The following is a 221-nucleotide window of genomic DNA, read 5'->3' on the forward strand; positions in this document are numbered from 1 at the left end:
CGGCCTGGGGCTCGGCCCAGATCTCGGCGGCGGTGCACGAGCTGACCGTCGGCAACGCCAGCTCGCTGCTGACGTTCGGCGGCGCGCCTCTCCTGGCCGGCAGCGCGGTCGCGCCGCGCATCCAGAACGAGTACGGCTGGGCGGTGCAGGGCGGCCTGAAGGTCAACCTGCCGTTCATCGCCGCCGGCGACGCCCTCTACCTCCAGGGCTCGTACGGCGAA

At 73.3% G+C, this 221-nt stretch carries 1 pseudogene; it reads left to right on the forward strand.

The features are described from left to right. Window positions 1–221, forward strand: a pseudogene (locus DT057_RS35275) (porin); the annotation flags it as partial.

This window comes from Methylobacterium crusticola, from assembly GCF_003574465.1.
Taxonomy (GTDB): Bacteria; Pseudomonadota; Alphaproteobacteria; order Rhizobiales; family Beijerinckiaceae; genus Methylobacterium; species Methylobacterium crusticola.